Genomic DNA, 22,955 nt, shown 5'->3' on the forward strand with positions numbered 1-22,955 from the left:
GCGCGGCTTCGCGAGATCTTGGACAGTTTCCGTTCGCGCCGAACGGAAACTGTCCAAGATCTTGCCGTGGTGGTGCGTGCGCGGTCGCGGCGCCGTGCGCGGGGGTGCGTCCGGGCGGTTGGTCTGCGGGGACGCGTGGCAGTGCCGGGGTACGTCGCCCGCTGGTCCGGCCGGGCTGTGCCGCGCGGTGGCGTCCCATCCCCCGGTCGGGGGCTTGACCCGTGCTGTCCAGTGGCGCATTGTCGACCAAGTCGATAGGAGATACCGAAAAGTCAGGGGGCGCTCGTGCGCAAGCTACTGGTCCTCGCTCTGGTCGGGCTCGTCGCGCAGTTGATCGATGGTTCGCTCGGTATGGCGTACGGGTTGACCTCGTCCACGTTGCTGCTGGTCGTCGGGGTCGCTCCCGCCGCCGCCTCGGCGTCGGTGCACCTGGCCGAGATCGGCACCACGCTCGCGGCCGGGGTCGCGCACTGGCGGTTCGGCAACGTCGACTGGCGGGTGGTGACCCGCATCGCCCTGCCGGGCGCGATCGGCGCGTTCGCCGGGGCCACCCTGCTCAGCTCGATCTCCACCGAGTCGGCCGCACCGTGGATGGCCGCCATCCTCTTCACCCTCGGCGCGTACCTGCTGGTGCGCTTCGCCCGACCGCTGCGAACCGGCCGGGCCGGCGGGCGGCTGCGCGGCCGCTTCCTCGGCCCCCTGGGCCTGGTCGCCGGCTTCGTCGATGCGACAGGCGGCGGCGGGTGGGGCCCGGTCGCCACCCCGGCGCTGCTGGTCTCCGGTCGCATGGAGCCCCGCAAGGTGATCGGCTCGGTCGACACCGCCGAGTTCGTCGTGGCCGGCGCCGCGAGCGTCGGGTTCCTGATCGGGCTGGGCACGGAGGGGTTCCTGCTCCCCACCGTCGTGGCCCTGCTGATCGGCGGGCTGATCGCCGCCCCGCTGGCCGCCTGGCTGGTGCGCATCGTGCCCGCCCAACTGCTGGGCGCGGCGGTCGGTGGCGTGATCGTGCTGAGCAACGCCCGCACCCTGATCCGGTCCGCCGGGCTGGACGGCCCGCTCCGCCCCACCCTGTACGCCCTGCTGGCCGTCGGTTGGCTGACCGCGCTCGTCTTCGCCGTGCGGGCCCTGCGCCGCACCCGCCGAGCCCGCGCCACCGTCGCGACCGCGACTACCACCGCCGCGACCGCCGCGACCGCCGCGACCGCGACTACCACCGTTGCGACCGCGACCGCCGCCACCCTCGCGACCGCGACTACCACCGTCGCCGGAGCGTCGGCGGTTTCTCAGCCGGCTCCGTTTCGGCCGGGTGCTGTCGTTTCGGGCGTCGCAGTAGCCGGTGCTGTCGGCGACGGCACGCCGGCCGGTCTCACCGTCGTCGGAACGCCGGCCCCGCGCTGATCCGGCTGCCGGATCGGAGCGGCCCCGCCCTGACCCGCGCCGCCACGCCGCCGGGTTGCGGCTTTCCTGCCGGTGTCATGGCGGGAGATCGACTGCGGATCGCCGATCTGGCGGTGTCCCCGCGCCGTTATGCCGCCACATCGGCGACCTGGAGTTGACCAACGGCGCCCGCGCAGTCAGCGGCCTGCCGGACCGGCGGGGACGCTCGCGCGGTCAGCCGGCACGCGCGCGGTAAGCCGGCACGCGCGCGGTAAGCCGGCACGCGCGCGGTAAGCCGGGACGCGCGCGGTCAGCCGGCGCTAGCGTGGTCAGGGCGTCAGCAGCTTGTCCGCCGCCTCGCCGAGGAGCGTCCACGCCTCGTCGACGTGCGCCTCGACGGTCTGCGGTGCCCCGACGGCCAGCCGCAGCGTGTACCGGCCGGCCACGCGGGTGTGGGTCAGGTGGACGCGTCCGGTGCCGTTGACCTGGGCCAGCAGCTCGGCGTTGGTGTCGTCGTCGGCGCGCAGCCGGAAGCAGACCAGCGAGAACGGGTGCGCTGCGGCCAGCTCGAACCGGTCGTCGGCGCGGACCCGGTCGGCGAACCGGGCGGCCAGCGCCACGCCGGAGCGGATGTGCGCCCGGAGCCCCTCGGCGCCGTACCAGCGCAGCACGAACCACAGCTTCAGGGCCCGGAAGCGGCGGCCCAGGGGCACCTGCCAGTCCCGGTAGTCGATCACCGCCCCGGACTCGGAGGCGGCGTTGCGCAGGAACTCCGGGAGCACGGTCAGCGCTTCGATCAGCTCGGCGCGGTCGGCCACCCAGAACGCGTCGCAGTCGAAGCCGGTGAGCAGCCACTTGTGCGGGTCGAAACAGTAGGAGTCGGCGTACTCCAGGCCGGCGTGTGACCAGCGCAGCTCGGGGCAGACGGCGGCGGCGCCCGCGTACGCCGCGTCGACGTGCAGCCAGATCCCGTACTCGGCGCAGATCGCCCCGATCTCGGGCAGCGGATCGACGGCGGTGGTGGAGGTGGTGCCGATGGTGGCGACGACGATGGCGGGTACGTCCCCGGCGGCCAGGTCCGCCTCGATCGCGGCTCGCAGCGCGGCGGGGCGCAGCGCCTGGGTGTCCGGGTCCACGTCGATCGGCCGGATCCCGTCGCCGCCCAACCCGGCGATCCGTACGGCCTTCTCTATCGAGGAGTGCCCGTGCACTGAGGTGTACGCGCGGTAGCGCCGGTCGATGCCGGTGACGCGCCAGCGACCCGCGCTGGCGCGGTGCAGGGCGGCGAGGGTGGCCACCAGGGTCGCCGAGGAGGCCGAGTCCTGGATGACGCCGCCGCCGGCGCCGCTCGACCGGAAGCGCTGCGGCAGGTCGAGCAGTTGGGCCAGCCAGTCCATCATGACCGTCTCCAGCTCGGTGCAGGCCGGGCTGCTGGCCCAGAGCATGCCCTGCACGCCGAGCCCGGAGCTGACCAGGTCGCCGAGCAGGCTCGGGCCGGACGTGTTCGCGGGGAAGTAGCCGAAGAAACCTGGGTGCTGCCAGTGGGTCAGGCCCGGTAGGACTATCGCGTCCAGATCGGCGAGGACCGCTTCGACCGGCTCGCCGCCGGTGGTGGGTGGCGCGCTCGGCAGGGCCTCGGCGACCGTTCCGGGTGGGTCGGCCGGGGCGACCGGCCGCTGGTGCAGCGTCGTCCAGTAGTCGGCGATCCAGTCGACGACGGCGTGGCCGGCGCGGCGGAACTCGTCCGGGTCCATGTGTGGGGCGCTCACCCGGACGAGTTGATCAGGCCAGCGGGGGAGGGTCAAGAGCCGCATGGCGTGACGGTCGTCGATATTGCGGAGCGGAAAGCGCTTGCCCTACGATGCGGCTGAGCCGGATCCGCGAGTTCCAGGGCGTTTCACCCCGACCAGATCGCCGTTCGCCGTCACGGCGGCGGGCCGTTCACCGTGCTTCCCGGGCAGGGCAGGTGGACCACAGCGGTCATCACCGGATCCTCCGGAGGCAGTTCATGCACCCGTTACGACAACGGTTCATCCTGCTGGCCGCGTCGACGGCCGCCGCCGTCGTGGCCGGCACCGTCGGCACTGTCGTCGCCTCGGCCGCCGCCGTCGGCTGTCGCGTCGACTACCAGGTCAGCAACCAGTGGCAGGGCGGTTTCGGCGCCAGCGTCACCATCACCAACCTCGGCGAGGAGGTCAACGGCTGGGCCCTCACCTGGTCGTACGCCGCCGGGCAGCAGGTCACCCAGGCGTGGAGCGCCACCGTCACCCAGTCCGGCGCCCAGGTGACCGCGCGCAACGTCGACTACAACGGTGCCCTCGCCACCAACGGCACCGCCTCGTTCGGGTTCAACGCCTCGTGGACGAGCAGCAACCCGGCGCCGACCAGCTTCGCGCTCAACGGCGTCACCTGCACCGGGGCGCCGGCCACCGACGGCCCGACCACCCCGCCACCGACCACCCCACCGCCCACGACGCCACCTCCGACCACGCCGCCCCCGACGACGCCGCCACCCACCACGCCTCCGGCCGGGGCGAAGCAGATGGAGAACCTGGACCGAGGGTTGATCAGCGTCCGCTCCGGTAGCGGCAACCTGGTGTCCTGGCGGCTGCTCGGCACCGAGACCTCCGGCGTGGCGTTCAACCTCTACCGGGGCTCGACAAGGGTCAACGCCAACCCGATCACCGGCGCCACCAACTACCTCGACAGTGGCGCGGCGGCCGGGTCGGCGTACACCGTGCGGGCAGTGGTGGGCGGCGCGGAGCAGGCGGCGTCCGCGCCCGCCCTGCAGTTCGCCAACGGCTTCCTGGACGTGCCGTTGCAGGTGCCGGCCGGGGGCACCACCCCCAGCGGGGAGAGCTACACCTACAGCGCCAACGACGCCTCGGTCGGTGACCTCAACGGTGACGGCACCTACGAGATCGTGCTCAAGTGGGATCCGTCGAACGCCAAGGACAACTCGCAGTCCGGCTACACCGGCAACGTCTACGTCGACGCGTACACCCTGACCGGCACCCGGTTGTGGCGGATCGATCTGGGCCGCAACATCCGCGCCGGAGCCCACTACACCCAGTTCCAGGTGTACGACTACGACGGTGACGGTCGCGCCGAGGTGGCCATGAAGACCGCCGACGGCACCCGCTCCGGCACCGGTCAGCTCATCGGCTCGTCGTCTGCGGACTATCGCAACTCCAGCGGTTACGTGCTCTCCGGCCCGGAGTACCTGACCATGTTCAACGGCCAGACCGGCGCGATCGCATCCACGGTCAACTACGACCCGCCGCGCGGCACCGTGTCGTCCTGGGGCGACTCGTACGGCAACCGGGTGGACCGGTTCCTCGCCGGCACCGCCTACCTGGACGGGCAGCGTCCCTCGCTGATCATGGCCCGGGGCTACTACACCCGGGCGGTCATCGCGGCGTGGGACTTCCGCAACGGCACGCTGACCAAGCGTTGGACGTTCGACTCGAACTCGTCCGGCAACGGCACCGCCGCCGGCCAGGGCAACCACCAGCTCTCGGTGGCCGACGTCGACGCCGACGGCCGTCAGGAGATCGTCTACGGCGCCGCCACGATCGACGACAACGGTCGGCTGCTCTACTCGACGGGCAACGGGCACGGCGACGCCCTGCACGTCGGGGACCTCGACCCGGGCCGCGCCGGCCTGGAGGTGTTCAAGGTCGACGAGGACGGGAGCAAGCCCAGCTCCTGGTTCGCGGACGCCCGTACCGGTCAGATCCTGTGGTCCACGCCGGCCTCGGGTGACAACGGCCGGGGCGTCTCGGCGGACATCTGGGCGGGCAGCCCCGGCGCCGAGTCGTGGTCCTCGGCAGTGTCCGGGCTCTCCAACACCCGGGGTCAGAACGTGGGCCGCAAGCCGTCGTCGGCCAACTTCCTCGCCTGGTGGGACGGCGACCCGGTCCGCGAGCTGCTGGACGGTACGAAGATCGACAAGTACGGCACCAGCGGCGAGACCCGGCTGCTCACCGGCGACCAGGTGGCGTCCAACAACGGCACCAAGTCCACGCCGGCGCTCTCGGGGGACATCCTCGGCGACTGGCGCGAGGAGGTGATCTGGCGGACCACCGACAGCCGGGCGCTGCGCATCTACAGCACGCCCACGCCGACCAGCACCCGGATCCACACCCTGATGCACGACCCGCAGTACCGGGTGGCGATCGCGTGGCAGAACACCGCCTACAACCAGCCGCCACACCCGGGGTTCTTCATCGGCGATCAGATGGCCAGCCCGCCGACCCCGAACATCTACCTACGTTGATCTGGCGGTCCTGATCCGGTTCGCCTAAGGTGGCAGGCACCGGGCCGCAGCCGCGGAATCCGCACAGCTGCAGCCCGGTGCTCCACACCGCGGCATTCCCGACCCGTCCCGACCGGGAATGCCGTACCACCACCGGCACCAACATTAGGCACCGTCCGGGTCGCGGGGGTGACGCTGACGTGAAGATCGTGTTTCACGCGTCCCGGCGCAGACCCCCCGCCACCTGCTCGGCGATCAATTCGTACGACCGCACCCGGTCCGCGACGTCGTAGACCAGGGTGGTGAGCATCAGCTCGTCCGCGTCGGTGCGCTCCTGCAACTCGGTCAACTGCCGGCGCACCGTCTCCGGCGAGCCCAGCGCCTGACCGTCGCGCCGCGCCAGCACGAACTCCCGCTCGAACTCGGTGTACGGGTAGGCCGCCGCCTCGTCGGGCGTCGACAGCGGTTCCGGTCGACCGGAGCGCAGCTTCAGGAACGACAGCGCGCTCGGCCCGGCCAGCCACTCGGCCCGCTCGTCGGTCTCGGCGCAGACCGCGTTGACGGCCACCATCGCGTACGGCTTGTCCAGCCACTGCGACGGCCGGAAGTTCTGCCGGTACAGCGCCAGCGCCGGCAGGGTGTTCGCCGAGCTGAAGTGGTGCGCGAAGGAGAACGGCAGGCCCAGCAGGCCGGCGAGTTGGGCGCTGAAGCCGCTGGAGCCGAGCAGCCAGACGGCCGGCTGCTCACCCCGACCCGGGGTGGCGATGATCTGCCCCGGCTTCTCCCCGCTGAAGTAGTTCATCAGGTCCGTCAGCTCACGCGGGAAACCCTCCGCGGACAGGCCCTCCATGGTGCGCCGCAACGCCAGCGCGGTCACCTGGTCGGTGCCCGGGGCCCGGCCGATGCCCAGGTCGATCCGACCGGGGTGCAGCGCCTCCAGGGTGCCGAACTGCTCGGCCACCACCAGCGGCGCGTGGTTGGGCAGCATCACCCCGCCCGAACCGAGGCGGATCGTCGACGTGTTCGCCGCCAGGTGCGCCAGCAGGACCGCCGGCGCGGAGCTGGCGATCGCCGGCATGTTGTGGTGCTCGGCCACCCAGAACCGGTGGTAGCCCAGCTCCTCGGTGCGCCGGGCCAGCTCGGTGGTGGCCTGCAGGGCCGCGCCGGCGGTGGTCCCGCGAGCGACCGGGGCAAGATCAAGAACAGACAACGGTACGGTGATCACACGCAGTGCCAACTCCCTGGCCTGCCCGTTCATTCCGACCGTCGCTCAGCCCATCCCGCGGGCCTGCTCGAAGATCAGGCTGGTCTGCGTGTGCTGCACCGCAGGGTCGACCGCGAGATGGTCCAGCACGAAGTCCCGCAGCGCGTCACCCGACGCCGCCCGCACGTGCAGCACGTAATCCTCCGCGCCGGCCACGTGGAACACCGACACCACCCCGGGCAGGCGCACCGACCGGGCCCGGAACGCGTCCACGGCGGCCCGCTCGTGCGCGGTCAACCGCACCGACACCAACGCCTGCAACGGCAGACCCAGCGCGGCCGGATCCACCTCCGCGTGAAAGCCCCGGATCGCCCCGCGCTCGCGCAACGCCCGGGTGCGCGTCAGGCACGTCGACGGCGCCACCCCCACCCGTTCGGCGAGCGCGTTGTTCGGCAAGCGGCCGTCCGCCGCCAGCTCGGCGAGGATCGCGCGGTCCACCTCGTCCAGGGCCGGATACGGCCGCACTTCGTTCGGCTCAGGGGGCACCCGAGCATCCTCCACCGAATCTCCCGACGAAGCCAGCCCTGGTTGCAGAATCATTCACCAAACCATTGCCCAATCGGCTCAGGATGTTCGACGCTACCGCCATGACGACGGTGGACACCCGGGCCGTACACGCCGGCCGCGACGACCTGCGCACGCTCGGCGTGCACGTGCCTCCGATCGATCTCTCCACCACCAACCCACTGCCCTCGGTCGACGACGGCGGCAACGCCTACGAACAACTCGCCACCGGCGGCACCCTCCCCGCCGACGGCAGCGCCGTCTACCAGCGGCTCTGGAACCCCACCGTCGCCCGCTTCGAAACCGCCGTCGCCGAGCTGGAGGGCACCGCCCAGGCCGTCGCCTTCGCCAGCGGCATGGCCGCCCTCACCGCCACCCTGCTCGCCGCCACCCGCGACGGCCACCGCCACATCGTCGCCGTCCGGCCCCTCTACGGCGGCACCGACCACGTCCTCGCCACCGGCCTGCTCGGCACCACCGTCACCTGGGCCCACCCCGACCAGGTCGCCGCCGCCATCCGCCCCGACACCGCGCTGGTAGTGATCGAGACGCCCGCCAATCCCACCCTCGACCTCGTCGACATCGCCGCGCTCGCCACCGCCGCCGGCGACGTACCCCTGCTCGTCGACAACACCGTCGCCACCCCGGTGCTCCAACAACCCGCCCGGCACGGCGCCGCCCTCGTCCTGCACAGCGCCACCAAGAGCATCGGCGGGCACGGCGACGTCCTCGCCGGCGTCGTCGCCTGCGACGCCGAATGGGCCGTCCGGCTGCGCCAGGTCCGCGCCGTCACCGGCGCGATCCTGCACCCCCTCGGCGGCTACCTCCTGCACCGCGGCCTGCAGACCCTGCCGCTGCGGGTCCGCGCCCAACAGGCCACCGCCGAGAAACTCGCCGGCTGGCTCGCCGACCACCAGGCCGTACACCGGGTGCACCACCCCTCGGTGTACGACCCGGCGGCGCTGGTCGGCCGGCAGATGGCCGGCCCCGGCAGCCTGCTCGCCTTCGAGGTACGCGGCGGGGCGCCCGCCGCCGCCACCGTCGCCGCCGCCTGCCGACTGATCACCCACGCCGTGTCCCTCGGCGGCGTGGACACCCTCATCCAGCACCCCGCCTCGCTCACCCACCGGCCCGTCGAGGGCGACGCGAAGCCCGACGGCGCGCTGCTGCGTCTCTCCGTCGGCCTGGAGGACCCCGACGACCTGCGCACCGACCTCGCCCAGGCGCTCGACACGATCGCCTGATCAGCGCAGTTCGCGGTTGCCCAGCACCCGGGTCGGTGAGCCCTCCCGAGCCACCCGCAGCATCGCCCGACCGATCCCGTCCGTCGTGGTGACCTGGTTGGGGAACAACCGGCGCAGCATCGGGACCAGCGGACTGGTCGCCGCGTAGAGCACCCGGTACCACCGCGTCTTCGACACCGCCCCGTACGTCGGCTGGATGAAGCCCGGCCGCGCCGCGTACCCGTTGGGCAGCAGGTCGACGATCGCGTTCTCGGTGCGACCCTTGACCCGCGCCCACATCACCCGGCCCTGCCCGGTCGAGTCGGTGCCGACGCCGGAGACGTAGATGAACGTGACCTGAGGGCTCACCTCGGCGAACAGCCGCGCCGCAGCCATCGGAAAGTCGTAGCTGATCCGGGTGTACGCCGCCTCGTCCAGACCCAGCGACGAGACGCCCAGGCAATAGAAGCAGGCGTCAACGCCGGTCAGCTCCGCGCGGACCGTCTCCAGGTCGCCCACGTCGGGAACGGTCAGCTCCCGCAGCTTCGGATCCTGCCCGCCGGTCGGCCGGCGGCCGACGGTGAGCACCTCGCGCACGTCCTCGGCGAGCAGGCACTCCCGCAGCACACCCTGGCCCACCATCCCGGTAGCACCGAAAACCACCACCCGCATCAGAACCCGCCCTCCGTCGTCGACACCCGCCCAGGCTCCCACGCACGACACAATCGGCCCCTTCACCGACCCCTCGGCCGGCCCCTTCACCGGCCCCCTTCTGCTGCCGGGGGCCGGGGGCCGGGGGCCGGGGGGCGGGGGGTGAGGCGGGGCGGCCTCATGGGGCGGGAGTTAGGACTTGGGGCCGACGTGGCGGTCGAGGGTGGCGACCGCGTCTCGCCGCGCCACCGAGAGGGAGTTGCGGCGGTTCATCCGCCAGGCGACGCCGAGCAGGTCGAGACTCCACTGGCAGAGCCCCATGATGTCGGTCGACTCGTTGGTGAACATGTAGCGCGGATAGACGTACTCCTTGCCGCGCACGGTCACCCGGTTGGCGAACCGGCAGCCGTCCGAGTGGAACAGACCGCGCACGAAGTCGCCAGGGTGGCTCTCGACGAGCGACAGTTGCCAGTCGGCCAGGACGATCGGTCGCTCGTGCTTCTTGCCGGGGCCGTGCTGCGGAAACAGACACGGCCAGTGCGTGCCGTAACTCTGCACGCTGACGCAGCCGGTCTGGTGAACGCGCTGCACCTTCGCGGCCAGCACGTGCCGCATAGCGGTGTCGCAGGCCTCGATCAGCCCCGGCCAGGTATCGCTACAAGAGATCCGGAGTACCGGAACCCGGGCGGACGTAACCAGGTGTCCATCGCCCAGGTAGAGGCCGAGCAGGTAAAGATACGCAGCGGGATCTGTCTGAATACCGACGTCCGGCCGGCAGCGAAAGCAGCGTGCCGCCGTGCCGTGCTCGCTCGGCGCCGCACCTTTACACCAGCCTCGGACTGTCGGGTAGGGGAGCCTGAGGCGTCGGGCGACCTCGGCCACGGTGCTGCCGGACAGGTGCTGTTGCCTGGCTCGTAGGCGTAGCTCGGGTGGGTGCACAGCTGGATTTTGGAACAGCCGTACGACAAGTTTGGTGCCCCCGGTGGGATTCGAACCCACACTGTCGGAGGTTTGAGCTCCGCTTCTCTGCCAGTTGGAATACGGGGACGCTTGGCCGAATGCTCTGGTGGCCTTCCATAGGTTACCTACTACGCTGAGGGCGGTGACACCCGGCTGGGCGGGTGTCGAGTTCGAACTGGTGGGGGTAGGGCTGGTGGCTGAGATGCCGACGGATGCCGAGCGTAGGCGCGTGCTGATCGCCGAGGACGAGGCGCTGATCCGGCTGGACCTCGCCGAGATGCTCGTCGAAGAGGGCTACGAGGTGGTGGGGGAGGCCGGTGACGGCGAGACCGCCGTGCGCCTCGCCGAGGAGCTGAAGCCCGACCTCGTCATCCTCGACATCAAGATGCCGATCATGGATGGGCTGGCCGCCGCCGAACGGATCGCCGGCGCCCGGATCGCCCCGGTGATCATCCTGACCGCGTTCAGCCAGCGGGACCTGGTGGAGCGGGCGCGGGCGGCGGGCGCGATGGCGTACCTGGTGAAGCCCTTCCAGAAGAGTGACCTGGTCCCGGCGGTGGAGATCGCGCTGTCGCGCTACTCGGAGGTCGCGGCCCTGGAGGCCGAGGTCGCGAGCCTTACCGACCGCCTGGAGATCCGCAAGACGGTGGAGCGCGCCAAGGGCGCGCTGATGACGACGTACGGGATGACCGAGCCGCAGGCGTTCAAGTGGATCCAGCGCACGGCGATGGACCACCGGATGACCATGAAGGAGGTCGCCGAGCGGATCCTCGCGGAGACCGCCGGCGGCGAGGTGGCGCAGCAGCCGACCGTCTGAGCGCGTCTGCCCTGCTCGGGGGTCACCGCGTTGGCCGGGCGGTGGTTAGCATCGACGGGTGTCCGTCCGACGGGTGATCGCGCTGTTCGGCCTCTTCGCGCTGCTGCTCGCCGGCTGTGACGGGCCGGCCGCGCCGACAGGTGAACCCTCCGCTGCCGCCGCGCCCGCGCTGCGGCCGGCGTGGCAGGCGTTGACGCTGCCGGCGCCGCCGGGTGGCGCGGGTCGGCTGTTGCTGCGCGACGTGGCGGCGTGCGCGGGCCGGTGGTTCCTGGTCGGCGGTGTCGCGGACGATGCTGGCGGCACGCGCCCGGCGGCCTGGACCAGCGTGGACGGTACGGCGTGGACGGTCCTGCCGGTGCGGGCGGATTCGTTCTACGGCAAGCAGAACGTGCTGTCGTCGGTGGCGTGTCGCGACGGCCGGGCTGCCGTGATCGGCGCGAAGGTCGGCGGGGCGCACGGCTATCCGCGGGTGAGCACGTGGCGGCAGGTGGCCGACGGCGCGCTGGTCGAGGTCCAGGCGTCGTTCGAGACGTACGGCGGGCCGAAGGCGGTGAACGTGTCCCGCCTGGCGGCGGGTCCGGCGGGCTGGTTGATCGTGGGCAACCGTTCGGCGGGTGCGGCCTCGTGGGTGTCGTCGCCGGAGGCGGCGGAGTTCGCGCTGGTGGAGGGCGCACCAGGGCTGGCGAGTGACAGCACGGGGGTGACCTGGGCGTTCGACGCCGCGGCGACGTCGTCGGGTTGGCTGGCCGTGGGTGGTCTGCTGCCGGCCGGCCGGATCGACCGGGACCCGGCGGTGTGGTCGTCGCCGGACGGGCGGTCGTGGCAGCGCACGGTGTTACCGGGTGGCCCGGAGTACGAGGAGTTGCAGCGCGTCGTGCTGGCCGGCGGGGTGCCGGTGGCGGTCGGGCTGCGGGGGGCGACGTTCGGCGCGTGGCGTCAGGAGGCGGCGGGCTGGGTGGCGGCGGGTGCGTTCGGGCGGCGGTCCGCGTCGGGGGTGCCTCAGGTGGCGTCGCTGGTGGCCTCCGGTGACCGGCTGTTCGCCGCGGTGACGGACGGCGGGCGTTACTCGGTGTGGGTGTCGACGGATCGCGGTGGGTCGTGGCGGGAGGCCGCGATGCCGCTCGATGTGGCGGCGGGTGCCGACCGGGATGTCGCGCTGGTCGCGGTGGGTGACCGGTGGTGGCTGGCGGTGGACGACGGTTCGCGGTCCGGGCTGTGGTGGGCGCCCGGGTCGGGCGACTGAGGGGTACGGCCCGGTGGTCCCGTGGCCCGGCGGCTCCGGTTGTCGGATTGTTTGCGCAGGTCAGTCTGTCCTTTCGTGGGGGCCGCCGAATCGGGTGGGTGTTCGGGCGCTCCGACCGCCCGTGGGCTTAAGGACCGATCGACGGATTCACCTGTTACGGGCATCGACAGGATTGCCCACGTCTTCGTAACGGTTTCGCAGACCCCCCGTTCAGGCCTTCCGGGACGGTATGCGGTGTCGGTACGCTCCGCCATCACGAGCCGTTACGCAGGGGGCGTCCCTGCGGGGTGGGTGGATCTGCGGTCCGCGTGCTGTCGCCGTCACTACGGGGCAGGCGCGTCCGCATCTGGAGGAGGTCAGGAAGCCGTGAGGCGAAGCTATGTACGGGCGCTGGGCACCGTTGCGCTCGCCGCGACCCTGGTGGTCGCGGCTGGTTGCCAGGATTCCGGTGGCGGCGACGGTGGGACCGCGTCCGGTGACTGCGGTGGCAAGATCGCGATCTTCGGCGCGTTCACCGGTGACAACGCGGGTCTGGTGATCCCGTCGCTCAACGGCGCGAAGCTCGCCGTGAAGCAGTTCAACGAGGCGAACCCGAACTGCAAGGTCGAAATGCAGCCGTTCGACACCCAGGGCGACCCGGCCGTGGCGACCCCGTTCGCGAACCAGATCGCGGGTGACAACTCGTTCCTCGGTGTCATCGGTGGTCACTTCTCCGGTGAGTCGGACGCCACGATGCCGATCTACCAGGCCGCGGGCCTGGCGATGGTGGCCCCGTCGGCAACGCGCACCGACCTGACCCAGAAGGGCAACACGTCCTTCTTCCGGGTCGTCGGCAACGACGGCACGCAGGCCGGCGCGGTGGCGAGCTACCTGAAGGCGCAGAACGCCGCGAAGGTCTTCATGGTCGACGACGCCAGCGCGTACGGTGCCGGCATCACCGACGAGCTGGGCAAGCAGCTCGGCCCGCTGGTGGTCAACAAGGACAAGATCCAGGAGCGGCAGGCGCAGTTCGACGCCACCATCTCCAAGATCAAGGCCGCGCAGGCGGACTACGTCTTCTACGGTGGCTACACCCGTGAGGCCGCCCCGCTGGTGAAGCAGATGCGCGCGGCAGGCATCAAGGCCAAGTTCGTCGGCCCGGACGGTCTGTACGACCCGGCCTTCCCGAAGGGCGCCTCCGGCGGCGCCGAGGGCGCGATCATCACCTGCCCGTGCCTCCCGGCCGACAAGGCCGGCGGCACCTTCTCCGCCGACTACCAGAAGGAGTTTGGCATCGCGCCGGGCTCCTACGGTGCTGAGGGCTTCGACGCCGCCAAGATCTACCTGGACGCCTTCAAGGACGGCAAGAAGACCCGGGCCGACATCCTGGCGTACGTGAAGTCGTACGACAAGCAGGGTGTGTCGAAGTACATCAAGTTCGACTCCAAGGGCGACGTCGACCCGTCGAAGGTCGTCATCTGGGCCTACCAGATCAAGGGCGAGGCCATCGAGCCGCTGCAGGAGCTCAAGCTCAGCTGACGCCATGGCGATGGAGTGCGGCCGGGGTGTCTCACCCCGGCCGCACTCGATTCAAGGAGACCCCCGGTGCATTTCGATGAACTGATCGGTCATCTCGGCCAGCACACGGTCGATGGCCTTTCCAAGGGCGCCATCTACGCCCTGATCGCCCTTGGCTACACACTCGTCTATGGCGTCCTTCGTCTGATCAACTTCGCGCACTCCGAGGTCTTCATGGTCGGCACCTTCGCGGTGCTGATCCTCTGGAACCAGCTCGGTGTGGAAAATAACCCCCCGGTCGGCCAGGCGATCCTGTTCCTGGTGCTCGGCCTCATCGTCGCCGCGGTCGCCTCGGGCGGTACGGCTCTGGCGCTCGAACGGGTCGCGTACCGGCCGTTGCGGCGCAAGAACGCGCCGCCGCTGATCTTCCTGATCACCGCGATCGGTCTGTCGCTGGTGTTCGTGGAGCTCTTCGGGCAGGTGCTGCCCAAGCTGCTGGGTGGCGTGCTGCCGGACGTGTTCGGCCGGCCCCGGCAGATCGTCGGAATGCCGACGATCATCAAGCAGGAGACCCTGTTCAACATCGGCAACACGGCGATCACCAACATCCAGGTGATCGTGTTCATCTCGGCCGTGGTGATGATGGCGCTGCTCGACTGGTTCATCAACCGCACCCGGTACGGCCGGGGCGTGCGCGCGGTGGCCCAGAACCCGGAGACGGCCGCGCTGATGGGCGTCAACCAGGAGCGCGTCATCATGCTGATCTTCGTGCTGGGCGGCATCATGGCCGGCGCGGCCGCGCTGCTGTGGAGCATGCGGTTCGGCTTCACCCAGAACAGCATCGGCTTCGTGCTCGGCCTGAAGGCGTTCACCGCCGCGGTCCTGGGCGGCATCGGTAACCTGCGCGGCGCGCTGCTGGGTGGCCTCTTCCTCGGCATCGTCGAGGTCTACGGCGCCACGCTCTTCGCGTCCAACTGGGAGGACGTCATCGCCTTCGTAGTGCTGATCGTGGTGCTGATGTTCCGGCCGACCGGTCTGTTGGGCGAGTCGCTCGGGAGGGCCCGCGCATGATCAACAAGATCCGCTCCGCAGATCAGCGTCGGGTGACGCTGCTGACCGGCATCGGCGACCGTTGGCGGGCGCTCACCAAGTGGCAGCAGGCCCTCGGGCTGGCCGCCTTCGTGGCGATCCTCTACTACCTGCCGCTCCTTGGCATTCCGGGCCTGACCTGGCTGCGGACCGACTCGATCAAGGGCGGCAACAACTGGGCGGGCGTGCTCTTCGTCTGCGCCATCTACGTGCTGGTCGCGATCGGCCTGAACGTGGTGGTCGGCCTCGCCGGCCTGCTCGACCTGGGCTACATCGGCTTCTTCGCCATCGGCGCGTACAGCGTGGCGTTGTTCGGTTCGGTGAACTCCCCGGTGGTGAAGTGGATCCAGAAGGAGTTCGACCTCCCGCCGACGTGGGCGGTCACCTGGGCGATCTGCCTGTTCATCGCGATCGTGCTGACCATGATCTCCGGCGTGTTGCTGGGCTGGCCGACGCTGCGGCTGCGCGGTGACTACCTGGCCATCGTGACGCTGGGCTTCGGCGAGATCATCCGGATCGTGGCCCGCAACGCCACCGGTCTGACCAACGGCCCGGTGGGCATCTCGGCCATCCCGGGCCCCGAGGGTGCGCCGTCGCCGGACAACAAGGTCTTCGGCCTGATCGACGCGAAGCCCTGGTACTGGTTGGCGATCACGTTCGTACTGATCATGGTGTTCCTGGTTCGCCGGCTGGAGCACAGCCGGGTCGGCCGGGCGTGGCTGGCGGTGCGCGAGGACGAGGACGCCGCCGCGGTGATGGGCGTCTACCCGTTCAAGTTCAAGCTCTGGGCGTTCGCCATCGGCGCGGCGCTCGGCGGCCTGTCGGGCTTCCTCTTCGGCAGCCGGAACGCGTTCATCGACCCGACCCAGTTCAACGCGAACCTGTCCATCCTCTTCGTCGCGATGGTGGTGGTCGGTGGCTCCGGCAACATGATCGGCGTCTCGCTCGGCGCGGTGCTGCTGGCGTACCTGCCGGAGCGGTTCCGCGATTTCGCCGACTACCGGTGGCTGGTCTTCGGCCTGGCCATGGTGCTGGTGATGATCCTGCGTCCGCAGGGTCTGGTGCCCAGCCGGCGGCGTGCCCGCGAGCTCAAGGATCGCGCGGCGGAGGCAGAGGAGGTGCCCGCTCGTGTCTGACCAGTCCACCAGCGCCGTGACGCCGAAGATCCCGACTCAGCCGGGGCCTCGGCAGGTGCTTCTCGAAGTCGACGACGTCACGCTCCGCTTCGGCGGCGTGGTCGCCCTCGACAAGATCAATTTCCAGATCTACGAGGGCGAGATTCTCGGCCTCATCGGGCCCAACGGCGCCGGCAAGACCACCAGCTTCAACGTGATGACCGGGGTCTACAAGCCGACGTCCGGCGCGGTCCGGTTCCGGGGCCAGAAGGTGACCGGCCGCAAGCCGCACCAGATCAGCCAGTTGGGCATCTCCCGGACGTTCCAGAACATCCGTCTCTTCCCGGAGATGACGGCGCTGGAGAACGTCATGGTCGGCACGGACTCCCGGCACAAGACCAGTGTGCCGGGGGCGCTGTTCCGGCTCTACCGGGTGCGACCCAAGCCGGAGGAGCTGCCGCAGGTCACCGCCGCGTCCGGGATCGTCCGGACCTGGCAGCAGGTGCGCCTGTCGGCCGCGAAGATCTTCGGCCTGTCCCGGCACATCCTGGAGGAGCGGGCGGCGGAGGCCAAGGCGCTCGAGTTGCTGCGCTTCGTCGGGATCGCCGACCGGGCCAACGACGAGGCGCGCAACCTGCCGTACGGGTACCAGCGCCGGTTGGAGATCGCCCGCGCGCTGGCCACCGAGCCGAAGCTGATCTGCCTGGACGAGCCGGCCGCCGGCTTCAACCCGGCGGAGAAGGAGGAGCTCCTCACCCTGATCCGCAAGATCCGTGACATGGGCCTGACCGTCCTGCTCATCGAGCACGACATGCGGCTGGTCATGGGTGTCACCGACCGGATCGTGGTGCTGGAGTTCGGCCGCAAGATCGCCGAGGGTGCGCCCGCGGAGGTCAGCCGCGATCCGAAGGTGATCGCCGCGTACCTGGGGGAGCCCGCCGATGACGCTGCTTGAGCTCGAGGACGTCGCCGTCGCGTACGGCCGGATCGAGGCGTTGCACGGGATCAGCCTCACCGTCAACGAGGGTGAGGTGGTGGCCCTGATCGGCGCGAACGGCGCCGGTAAGACCACCACGATGCGTGCCATCTCCGGGACCAGGTCGCTCAGCGCCGGGAAGATCACGTTCAACGGTGAGGACATCAGCAAGCTCCGGGCCGACCTGCGGGTGGTGCGGGGGTTGTGTCAGTCGCCCGAAGGGCGGCAGATCTTCCCCGGCATGACGGTCATGGAGAACCTGGACATGGGGGCGTACACCCGGCGGGACTCCGCCGGCATCGCCGCCGACCTGGAGCGGGTGCTGACCCTCTTCCCGCGGCTGGCCGAGCGGCGCAAGCAGGCCGGCGGCACCCTCTCCGGCGGCGAGCAGCAGATGCTCGCGGTCGGTCGGGCGCTGATGAGCCGGCCGAAGCTGCTGTTGCTCGACGAGCCGTCGATGGGTCTGGCTCCGCTGGTGATCCGGCAGATCTTCGACATCATCACCGAGATCAACCAGCAGGGCACCACCATCCTGCTGGTCGAGCAGAACGCCCAGCAGGCGCTCTCCCGGGCGCACCGCGGGTACGTGCTGGAGACCGGTCGGATCGTGAAGGAGGGGTCCGGCCAGGACCTGCTGCACGACCCGTCGGTCAAGGAGGCGTACCTCGGCGTGGCCTGAGCCACCGCATCCGGCGGCCGGTCGTCCCCTCGTGGGCGGCCGGCCGTCGGCGTGCGTGCCGTGGCGTGCGTTTTCGCGCCCGTGGCGCGGTGCCGCCACCCGGGGTTGTCGGTGCGACGGACTAGAGTCGCTGCCGTGACAGCTACGACACCGCGCCTGCTCCTCGTCGACGGACATTCCCTGGCATACCGGGCGTTCTTCGCCCTGCCCGTGGAAAACTTCTCCACCACGACGGGTCAGCCGACCAACGCGGTGTACGGCTTCACCTCGATGCTGATCAACGTGCTGCGCGACGAGCAGCCCACCCACATCGTCGTCGCGTTCGACGTCTCCCGCCGGTCCTTCCGCACGGAGAAGTACGCGGAGTACAAGGCCGGCCGCAGCGAGACCCCGACCGACTTCAAGGGCCAGGTCAGCCTCGTCAAGGAGGTCCTGGCGGCGCTGCAGATCCCGGTGGTCGAGATGGAGGGCTACGAGGCCGATGACGTCATCGCGACGCTCGCCTGCCAGGCCCGCGACCAGGGCATGTCGGTGCTGATCAGCAGCGGCGACCGGGACGCGTTCCAGCTGGTCGACGACCAGATCACCGTCCTCTACCCGCGCAAGGGCGTCTCCGACCTGGCCCGGATGGACCCTGCCGCGATCGAGGCCAAGTACGGCGTCGGGCCGCAGCAGTATCGGGACCTGGCCGCGTTGGTCGGCGAGACCAGTGACAACCTGCCCGGCATCCCCGGCGTCGGCCCGAAGACCGCGGCCAAGTGGATCACCACGTACGGCGGCGTGGAGGGCGTCATCGCCCGCGCCGACGAGATCAAGGGCAAGGCCGGCGACAGCCTGCGGGAGCGGCTGGCCGACGTGATCCGCAACTACGAGATCAACCGTCTCGTCTCCGACCTGGAGCTGCCGCTGCGCCCGGAGGACACCCGCTGGACCGGCTGGGACCGGGAGGCCGTGCACCAGGTCTTCGACACCCTCGAGTTCCGCATCCTGCGCGACCGCCTCTACCAGTATCTGGAGGCCGTCGAGCCGGAGGCCGAGTCGGGCTTCGACCTGACCGGTGAGGTGCTCACCGAGCCGGGCGGGCTCGCCGCCTGGCTGGGCATGCACGCCCCGACCGGCACCCCGGTCGGCCTCGCGGTCAAGCTCGACACCGGCCCCAACCGCCGACACACCGCCTCGATCACCGGCCTGGCGCTGGCCAGCGCCGGGGGCGCGGCCGCCTGGGTGGACCCGACCGGCCTGGACGCCTCCGACGAGAGCGCCCTCGCGGGGTGGCTGGCCGACGCGCAGCGGCCCAAGGTGCTGCACGACAGCAAGCCGGCGGTGCTGGCCTGCGCCGCACACGGCTGGGACCTGGCCGGCATCGTCCGCGACACCCAGATCGCCGCGTACCTGGCCCGTCCCGACCAGCGGTCCTACGACCTGACCGACCTGGCCCTGCGCTACCTGCACCGCGAGCTGCGGGTGGACGTGCCCGAGACCGGGCAGCTCACCCTCGACGGGCTCGGCGACGAGGGCGTGGTCGAGCAGAACCTCATGCTCCAGGCCCGCGCCACCCTCGACTTGGCCGACGCGATCGACGCCGAGCTGTCCCGCGACGGCGAGCAGTCCGCGCGGCTGATGGCCGGGGTGGAGCTGCCGCTGATGCGGGTGCTCGCGGGCATGGAGCGCACCGGCATCGCCGCCGACACCGACTACCTCTCCGAGCTGGAGGCGCACTTCGCCGCCGAGGTCAAGGCCGCGGCGCAGGGCGCGTACGAGGCGGTGGGCCGCGAGTTCAACCTCGGCTCGCCCAAGCAGTTGCAGGAGATCCTCTTCACCGAGCTGGGCCTGCCGAAGACCAAGAAGATCAAGACGGGCTACACGACCGACGCCGACGCCCTGCAGTGGCTCTACGCGCAGCAGCCGCACCCGGTGCTGGCCCACCTGCTGCGCCACCGCGACGTCGCCAAGCTCAAGTCGACAGTGGACGGCCTGCTCAAGTCCGTCTCCGACGACGGCCGGATCCACACCACCTTCAACCAGACGGTGGCGGCCACCGGGCGCCTCTCCTCGACCGAGCCCAACCTGCAGAACATCCCGATCCGCACCGAGGAGGGCCGGCGCATCCGCCGGGCCTTCGTGGTGGGTGAGGGGTACGAGTGCCTGCTCACCGCCGACTACAGCCAGATCGAAATGCGGATCATGGCGCACCTCTCCTCGGACGACGCGTTGATCGAGGCGTTCAACTCCGGGGCCGACTTCCACGCCGCCACCGCCTCGTCCGTCTTCGGCGTGCCGGTCGACGAGGTCACCCCGGACCAGCGACGCAAAATCAAGGCGATGAACTACGGCCTGGCGTACGGGCTCAGCGCGTTCGGCCTGTCCCAGCAGCTCAACATCAACACCGAAGAGGCCCGTGGCCTGATGGAGAACTACTTCGCCGGCTTCGGCGGAGTGCGCGACTACCTGCACCAGGTCGTCGCCAAGGCCCGCCAGGACGGCTACACCTCGACCATCCTGGGCCGCCGCCGCTACCTGCCCGACCTGGTGAGCGACAACCGGCAGCGCCGCGACATCGCCGAGCGGATGGCTCTCAACGCCCCCATCCAGGGGTCGGCCGCCGACATCATCAAGGTTGCGATGCTGCACGTCGACACCGCGCTCGCCGATGCCGGCCTGCGCTCCCGGATGCTGTTGCAGGTGCACGACGAGCTGGTCTTCGAGGTCGCCCCGGGCGAGCGGGAGGCGTTGGAGGCGCTGGTGCGGCGCGAGATGGGTGGGGCGTACCCGCTGTCGGTGCCGCTGGAGGTGTCGGTCGGCGAAGGCCGGGACTGGAACAGCGCTGATCACTGACCCTCGGTCGCGGTGTGGGGGTTCCCTGGGAAGCGCGCACACCCTTGGATGGTTGCGGTGTGGGGTTCCGGGGCAGCCCGACCCACTCCGGGCGGTCAGGCTTGATCCCTGCGTGGGTCGGGCTGCCCCGGAACCCCTGACTCGGTCGCCCTTGGTCGCGGCCGTTGGCGTGGTGGGCGGCGTCCTGGCCAGGCGGGCAACCTCCGCGCTGTCCGTGTCCCGCGCCGTTCATGATCTGCGCAACTTCGGGGTAATTGCTGGGTCGTCGTGTCCTGAGGCACCAACTTCGCCGAAGTTGTGTGGATCTTGTGGTGGGAGCCTCGGCGGGTGGTCGGTTCCTACTTCATGGGGTCGTGGCCCCAGTTCATGAGGGACCAGCGCCACTTGGTGTCGCGGACGTCGCCGGACGGGCGCTGCGCCATGTGCCGGCGGACGTAGCCGACCACCTTGCGCATGTGCTTGTAGTCGCCCTCGGACAGGTCACCGCGTTTACGGCGGAGCAGGTCGATGATCTTCCGGCCGGACTCGTGGCCGACGGACTCGCCGCCACCGGCGCGACCGCCCTTGTGCCAGCCGACCTGCTTCGACTCGTCGGTCTCCAGCCACGTGGACAGCTCGCCGGGCTTCATGTTCACCGCCTCGGTGAACTCCCGGTAGGTGTCCCGGCCATCATCACGTTCGGCCATGGCTCTCGGCTACCCGACCTGGCCGAGGAGAAACGACTACGGGGTGATCTCGGCGACCGGCAGCTTGATGTCGAACGGCTCGGCCAGCTCGATCACGTCAGCGCCGTCGGCGACCAGCTCGTACTGCCGCTCACCGCCCGGCCCCACCCGGTCGCCGATCCGGTACGCGTACACGTGCACCGGGTCCTGCTCGATCCGCCAGTAGAACGGGATGCCGGCGGCGGCGTACTCACCCGGTTTCGCGAACCTGTCGGTCCGTCGCGTGCCCGGCGAAACGATCTCCACGGCGAGGACGACGTCCGCCGGCCGCAGTGTGGACCGGTTGGACGGGATCTCGGCACGGCAGAGCAGCACGTCCGGCTGCCGGCTCGTGTTGCGGCTGAGCGCGACTCCGACTGCTTGGGCAGCACGAAGGTCCGCCGGGGCGTGCGAGCGCAGCCACAGCCACAGCAGGCTGCAGATGTCCTGATGGCCCAGGGTGGGGGAGGGTGTCACCTGGATAACTCCGTCGACGAGTTCGACGCGGGGGGCGTCGTCCGGCAGGGTGAGCAGGTCCTCCAGCGTGTAGTCGGCACGCTGCTGCCGCATCGGATCCGGACACCAGGGGCCAGGTGGTGTCGGGATGGGCTCGGCGCTCATGGGGTCGAGCCTACCGGCGATCGATGGATCGCAGGTCGGACCGCGGGTGCGACGCGCTCACCCGGCCGGCTTCTCGGTGACGAAGATGGCGGTGCCGGGGAAGAGCCGCCCGCGCAGCGGGCTCCACTGCCCCCAGATCCCCTCGTGTCCCTGCGGCCACTCCGGCTCCACCAGGTCCAGCAGCCGGAATCCGGCGCCGACCAGTTCGCGGATCCGGTCGCCGAGGGTCCGGTGCTGCTCGACGTAGGTGGCGACGCCGGCGTCGTCCTGCTCGACGTAGGGGGAGCGGTCGAAGTACGAGTGCACGGCCGTCAGCCCGCCCTCGCCGGGATCGTCGAGGAAGATCCAGCGCATCGGGTGGGTCACGGAGAACACCCATCGGCCGCCCGGGCGCAGCACCCGGTGCACCTCGGCGAGCAGGGCCGCCGAGTCGTCCACGAAGGGGATCGCGCCGAACGCCGTGCAGGCCAGGTCGAACGAACGGTCGGCGAAGGGCAGGGCGAGCGCGTCGGCCTGCACCAGCGGTACGCGTACCCCGGTGCGGTCGGCGGCCTGCGCGGCGTGCCGCAACATGCCGGCGGACAGGTCGAAGGCGATCGGACGCGCGCCCTGCGTGGCGAGCCAGCGGGCGGCGGCGGCCGCGCCGCAACCCACCTCCAGCACCCGCCGCCCCGACAGGTCACCGAGCAGGCGGGCGTCGGCCTCGCGCAGCCCCTCCGGGCACCAGACGAAGTCGACGTCGCCGAGGAAACCCCCGTGCTCGGCCTGGTAGTCGTCGGCGTCGGTGTCCCACCAGCCGCGGTTGGCCCGCCGGGCCTCGGCGTCACCCACCCGGCGCCGGGTCACCCGGCTGTCGTCATCCACGCGCTCACGCTAGGCCCCGGCCAACCCGATGGCGGCGGCGGCGCGGCCTGATCGACTCGGTTTCCTCGAAGTCGTGGCGCGGGATCGCCCCGCCACCCCCACCGGGAGGGCGCGGTGAGGCCCCTGTGACGTACGAGACAGGTGGGGTCGTTTCCGGGCGATTGTTCGGCTTTCGCAGGTCATCGCGCGTCGACGAGTCGGGAGGGCTTGCACGCTGTGGTAATGCGCACGGTAGGCTAGACGATGCGCTCGCGGATCGTGTGTCTCGGCAGGGAGCA

Annotated in this window: 18 protein-coding genes, 1 tRNA gene and 1 pseudogene; 11 read left to right on the forward strand and 9 right to left on the reverse strand. The window is 70.8% G+C overall.

The genetic code is table 11. From position 1 onward, the window contains the following. Positions 1-285 precede the first annotated feature (285 nt). Complete coding sequence (locus AB0B39_RS32015; RefSeq protein ID WP_357576152.1) at positions 286-1,398, forward strand: sulfite exporter TauE/SafE family protein; 1,113 nt, start codon at positions 286-288, stop codon at positions 1,396-1,398. Positions 1,399-1,706: 308 nt separating this feature from the next. Here the strand turns inward: AB0B39_RS32015 and AB0B39_RS32020 are convergent, their stop codons facing one another. Beyond that, positions 1,707-3,146: a pyridoxal-dependent decarboxylase gene (locus tag AB0B39_RS32020; RefSeq protein ID WP_357576153.1), complete on the reverse strand. Its 1,440-nt coding sequence runs from the start codon at positions 3,144-3,146 to the stop codon at positions 1,707-1,709. A gap of 239 nt (positions 3,147-3,385) precedes the next feature. On the opposite strand from AB0B39_RS32020, the gene AB0B39_RS32025 reads away from it, so the two are divergent. Then, positions 3,386-5,656 (forward strand): cellulose binding domain-containing protein, encoded by a 2,271-nt coding sequence (locus tag AB0B39_RS32025; RefSeq protein ID WP_357576154.1) that lies wholly within the window; start codon positions 3,386-3,388, stop codon positions 5,654-5,656. Between the two features lie 193 nt (positions 5,657-5,849). Here AB0B39_RS32025 and AB0B39_RS32030 read toward each other — a convergent pair whose 3' ends face one another. Both AB0B39_RS32030 and AB0B39_RS32035 read right to left on the reverse strand, forming a co-directional pair. Continuing rightward, positions 5,850-6,860 (reverse strand): LLM class flavin-dependent oxidoreductase, encoded by a 1,011-nt coding sequence (locus AB0B39_RS32030; RefSeq protein ID WP_357576155.1) that lies wholly within the window; start codon positions 6,858-6,860, stop codon positions 5,850-5,852. A 45-nt stretch (positions 6,861-6,905) separates the two neighbouring features. Next, positions 6,906-7,385, reverse strand: coding sequence for an Lrp/AsnC family transcriptional regulator (locus AB0B39_RS32035; protein WP_234584546.1), 480 nt, complete (start codon positions 7,383-7,385; stop codon positions 6,906-6,908). An 83-nt stretch (positions 7,386-7,468) separates the two neighbouring features. On the opposite strand from AB0B39_RS32035, the gene AB0B39_RS32040 reads away from it, so the two are divergent. Next, positions 7,469-8,647 carry an aminotransferase class I/II-fold pyridoxal phosphate-dependent enzyme gene (locus tag AB0B39_RS32040; RefSeq protein WP_357576156.1) on the forward strand — a complete coding sequence of 393 codons (1,179 nt, stop codon included), beginning with the start codon at positions 7,469-7,471 and terminating at the stop codon, positions 8,645-8,647. Here the strand turns inward: AB0B39_RS32040 and AB0B39_RS32045 are convergent, their stop codons facing one another. From AB0B39_RS32045 to AB0B39_RS32055, 3 genes are all read right to left on the reverse strand, one after another. Next, positions 8,648-9,298, reverse strand: coding sequence for an epimerase (locus tag AB0B39_RS32045; RefSeq protein ID WP_357499003.1), 651 nt, complete (start codon positions 9,296-9,298; stop codon positions 8,648-8,650). A 171-nt stretch (positions 9,299-9,469) separates the two neighbouring features. Continuing rightward, positions 9,470-9,892: a hypothetical protein gene (locus tag AB0B39_RS32050; protein WP_357576157.1), complete on the reverse strand. Its 423-nt coding sequence runs from the start codon at positions 9,890-9,892 to the stop codon at positions 9,470-9,472. Between the two features lie 356 nt (positions 9,893-10,248). Further along, positions 10,249-10,325 (reverse strand) — tRNA-Leu (locus tag AB0B39_RS32055). A gap of 105 nt (positions 10,326-10,430) precedes the next feature. Here AB0B39_RS32055 and AB0B39_RS32060 point away from each other — a divergent pair. The 8 genes from AB0B39_RS32060 to polA all read left to right on the forward strand — a co-directional run bounded on the left by AB0B39_RS32060 (position 10,431) and on the right by polA (position 20,488). Beyond that, positions 10,431-11,054: a response regulator gene (locus tag AB0B39_RS32060; protein WP_234584542.1), complete on the forward strand. Its 624-nt coding sequence runs from the start codon at positions 10,431-10,433 to the stop codon at positions 11,052-11,054. A gap of 58 nt (positions 11,055-11,112) precedes the next feature. Next, positions 11,113-12,297: a hypothetical protein gene (locus AB0B39_RS32065; protein ID WP_357576158.1), complete on the forward strand. Its 1,185-nt coding sequence runs from the start codon at positions 11,113-11,115 to the stop codon at positions 12,295-12,297. Between the two features lie 366 nt (positions 12,298-12,663). Continuing rightward, positions 12,664-13,815, forward strand: a complete 1,152-nt coding sequence (locus tag AB0B39_RS32070) for a branched-chain amino acid ABC transporter substrate-binding protein (RefSeq protein ID WP_357576159.1) — start codon at positions 12,664-12,666, stop codon at positions 13,813-13,815. A gap of 66 nt (positions 13,816-13,881) precedes the next feature. After that, a complete protein-coding gene (locus AB0B39_RS32075) occupies positions 13,882-14,865 on the forward strand; it encodes a branched-chain amino acid ABC transporter permease (RefSeq protein WP_357498995.1) in 984 nt (327 codons plus the stop codon). Next, positions 14,862-16,019: a branched-chain amino acid ABC transporter permease gene (locus tag AB0B39_RS32080; protein ID WP_357498993.1), complete on the forward strand. Its 1,158-nt coding sequence runs from the start codon at positions 14,862-14,864 to the stop codon at positions 16,017-16,019. Before AB0B39_RS32075 ends, AB0B39_RS32080 begins: the two co-directional genes overlap by 4 nt. A gap of 28 nt (positions 16,020-16,047) precedes the next feature. Continuing rightward, positions 16,048-16,953, forward strand: a complete 906-nt coding sequence (locus tag AB0B39_RS32085; RefSeq protein ID WP_234584558.1) for an ABC transporter ATP-binding protein — start codon at positions 16,048-16,050, stop codon at positions 16,951-16,953. Beyond that, positions 16,940-17,653 (forward strand): ABC transporter ATP-binding protein, encoded by a 714-nt coding sequence (locus AB0B39_RS32090; protein ID WP_234584537.1) that lies wholly within the window; start codon positions 16,940-16,942, stop codon positions 17,651-17,653. Before AB0B39_RS32085 ends, AB0B39_RS32090 begins: the two co-directional genes overlap by 14 nt. 135 nt (positions 17,654-17,788) lie before the next feature. Next, positions 17,789-20,488, forward strand: a complete 2,700-nt coding sequence (polA, locus tag AB0B39_RS32095) for a DNA polymerase I (RefSeq protein WP_357576160.1) — start codon at positions 17,789-17,791, stop codon at positions 20,486-20,488. A gap of 347 nt (positions 20,489-20,835) precedes the next feature. Here polA and AB0B39_RS32100 read toward each other — a convergent pair. The 3 genes and pseudogenes from AB0B39_RS32100 to AB0B39_RS32110 form a co-directional block, all read right to left on the reverse strand. Further along, positions 20,836-21,174 (reverse strand): annotated as a pseudogene (locus tag AB0B39_RS32100) (DUF3140 domain-containing protein); the annotation flags it as partial. Positions 21,175-21,210: 36 nt separating this feature from the next. After that, positions 21,211-21,813 (reverse strand): Uma2 family endonuclease, encoded by a 603-nt coding sequence (locus AB0B39_RS32105; RefSeq protein WP_357576161.1) that lies wholly within the window; start codon positions 21,811-21,813, stop codon positions 21,211-21,213. 57 nt (positions 21,814-21,870) lie between these two features. Then, positions 21,871-22,677 (reverse strand): class I SAM-dependent methyltransferase, encoded by an 807-nt coding sequence (locus AB0B39_RS32110; protein ID WP_234584534.1) that lies wholly within the window; start codon positions 22,675-22,677, stop codon positions 21,871-21,873. Between the last annotated feature and the right edge of the window lie 278 nt (positions 22,678-22,955).

This window comes from Micromonospora sp. NPDC049114 (genome assembly GCF_040648635.1).
Taxonomy (GTDB): domain Bacteria; phylum Actinomycetota; class Actinomycetes; order Mycobacteriales; family Micromonosporaceae; genus Micromonospora.

What these genes read in the sequence shown, in the direction of transcription:
- AB0B39_RS32025 (WP_357576154.1), top strand. Translation starts at nt 3,386, where the DNA reads ATGCACCCGTTACGACAACGGTTCATCCTGCTGGCCGCGTCGACGGCC.
- AB0B39_RS32040 (WP_357576156.1), top strand. Translation starts at nt 7,469, where the DNA reads ATGTTCGACGCTACCGCCATGACGACGGTGGACACCCGGGCCGTACAC.
- AB0B39_RS32045 (WP_357499003.1), bottom strand. Translation starts at nt 9,298, where the DNA reads ATGCGGGTGGTGGTTTTCGGTGCTACCGGGATGGTGGGCCAGGGTGTG.
- AB0B39_RS32050 (WP_357576157.1), bottom strand. Translation starts at nt 9,892, where the DNA reads ATGCGGCACGTGCTGGCCGCGAAGGTGCAGCGCGTTCACCAGACCGGC.
- AB0B39_RS32080 (WP_357498993.1), top strand. Translation starts at nt 14,862, where the DNA reads ATGATCAACAAGATCCGCTCCGCAGATCAGCGTCGGGTGACGCTGCTG.
- AB0B39_RS32090 (WP_234584537.1), top strand. Translation starts at nt 16,940, where the DNA reads ATGACGCTGCTTGAGCTCGAGGACGTCGCCGTCGCGTACGGCCGGATC.
- AB0B39_RS32105 (WP_357576161.1), bottom strand. Translation starts at nt 21,813, where the DNA reads ATGAGCGCCGAGCCCATCCCGACACCACCTGGCCCCTGGTGTCCGGAT.